We start from the raw sequence: 2,413 nt of genomic DNA on the forward strand, positions 1-2,413 counted from the left end.
CAGGACGTGGCGGCGGCGGAACGTCGTACGCCGCTCGGCGACCGCTGCCAGGACCTGCTCAGCCGCCGCAGCAACGTCGACCCCGGCGGGGACGGGCGGTGCAGTCCGGCGCGGGCGGCGGCCTGGGCGGTGGCGATCAGGGTGTCCACGGTGGCGCGGTCGGTGACCGTGATGGCGCGGCGCCGCCAGTCGGCCAGGAGGTCGTCCAGGGACCGGGCGGTGCGCTTGGCGGGGCTGCTCCGGTTGCGGGCTTGTTCGAGCAGGGCGTGGCGGGCGGCACCGTGCGGCTGGCGTCCGTGGCGGCGCCGGTAGTCGTCGAAGAAGGCCTCGGCGGTGGTCCGTACGGCACCGGAGCGCTGCGCGAGCGCGACGAGCAGCCGCGCATCGATGCCGACGATCCGCATCACCGGCCGCTGGCCGGGGGTGACCTCGACCTCTTCGGTGGCAAGCCCGAGGCGGGAGCAGATGAGCTCGAGGGAGCGCTGGTTGAACAGTTCGCTCGCGGCGACGACGTCGCGCAGCAGGAGCCTCGAGTCGAGGTTGCGCCAGCGGCCGTCCGGGCCCTGCACGCGGGGGGAGATGACGGCGTGCTCGTGCAGCATCGGGTCGCCGGCGCGGGACTCGTAGTGGAGGTAGACCGTGGCGAGCAGGCCCGGCCGGGCCCGCTGCTGGACCACGCCGCCCGGGCCGGTGCGCACCGCGAGCGCGTTGTCCTCGATCCAGGCGAGGGTTTCCGTGCGGGCCTGGGCGAGGACTTCGAGGACGGTCCTGCCTACGTCGGGGCCGCCGAGCGCGAACAGCAGTGACAGTTCCTCGCTGGAGAAGGTGAGGTCGTATCCGGTCACGGCGCGGCGCTGGGGCCCGGTGCGGGCGGCTAGGAACCGTGCGAGTTCGGTGCCGTCGGCCGGCGCCCGGTGGTACTCGGCCTGGAAGGCGCGGGCCGCGCACCGCATGCGGACGTCCTTCTTCTCGGCCTTCGTCAGGGGGCGGCACAGCTGCACGCTGACGTGCTCGATGACCTCGGCGATCTCCTTGTCGAGCGGCGAGGACTCGGCCAACTGCGGCACGACAGGACCGAGTCGAGCCGCCCGCATGGCCTTCTTGAAGGTGGCGCCCTGGCTGAGTTCCCTGACGGCGATCGCTTCGGCGTCGTCGGGGTGCATGCCGAGACCGAACAGGGCCCGCATCTGTGCATCCGTGACGATCCCGGCCAGGCCCAGAGCGGCGGCGGCCTGCCCGTGCCAGACGCCGGGCGGCACTCCCGGCACGCTGGAGGACACCGTCAAAGCAGACCACCTGCGTGCACGGCACTGCGGGCGTCGGGCGGCGCAGGGCACGGGGCTCCCAGGGCCCTGGAAACGACCTTCGTACGCGTCCCGCCGGGAGGGAAACCGGCCCGCACGCCAGGTGGGAAGTCAAAAGTGCCAGAGGTGCTCAGCAACTTGCCTGCCACCGACCGGGGACCACACGCCCCGCCACCACCACAAGACCCCGGTACCCGTGGCGTCCACGCACCAGCGGCGCACCGGGGCGCGGCCCTCTCCCCCAGGTGTGCCGGGGACCGGATCTGTCGGGAGTCCTCTCTCATCTGGTGCGGGCCTCCCCTGGCTCTTCCCGTGTACGGGACCGGGCGTGGCGGCGGTAGTGCTACGGCCTGGGAGGCGGGCGGCTGGAGGGGGTTGGGGGCTGGGGGCGCGGCTGAGACTGGCGCGGTACGTGGCCCGCAGGTGGTGTGGGCCCGGGTGGCTGGGAGGTGGCTGTGGTGGCGGTGAGCCGGACCAATGGCGTGGGGAGGGCGGCGGCCGGAGAGGCCACGGTCCCCGGTGCGGAGAAGTCGGCGGCCGGGAGGCGGGGGCGTCGGCGGCCGGGGAGAAGCCGGGTGCGGGCGGTGGGCCGCGGCGGGATGGTGGGCACTCGGGCGGATCGGTGGGCGGAGTAGGGGTGCCCGCTCCCCCGGTGGACGCTCCGTCGGCGGGGGCGGCTGCTCCCTCGATGGCCGCTCCCCCGCCGGGGGCAGGCGCGGCGTCGGAGGCCGGGGCGGTTGGGGGTGGGGGCTCGTCGGGTTCGGTGGGAGTGGCGGGGTCGGGGTGGCCGGAGTCGCGGTGAGGTGCGCGGGTGGCGCGCGGTGGGGCTGGTGTGCGCGGACGGGCTGGCGGGAGCAGCTGCGGCTGCCTGGTTCGCCAGGGCGGGAGCTCGCCATGTCGCTGCCGCCATCGGCACCAGCCCTGGACGCCGTGCCCGTCAGGGTCCGGCGGCCACCACCGCGCCAGGGTTGGGATGTGGAGTTGGTTGTCAGGGGCTTCCGGTTGGATGAGTGCGTGAGCCCTTTTCAACCTGACGCCTTGGTCCGGTAGTTGGGCTGACAACGTGGTGAAGCCCCTGGTAGATGGGTTTTCGACCAAGAGAACCGTCT

Annotated in this window: 1 protein-coding gene; it reads right to left on the reverse strand. The window is 73.8% G+C overall.

Annotation, left to right across the window (positions count from 1 at the left end; genetic code table 11):
• On the reverse strand, positions 1-1,280 hold a 1,280-nt coding region (gene mobF, locus AB0E77_RS34125), incomplete at its 3' end, for a MobF family relaxase (protein WP_361578885.1).
• Positions 1,281-2,413: the final 1,133 nt, after the last annotated feature.

This window comes from Streptomyces sp. NPDC032940, from assembly GCF_040636935.1.
Lineage (GTDB): Bacteria > Actinomycetota > Actinomycetes > Streptomycetales > Streptomycetaceae > Streptomyces.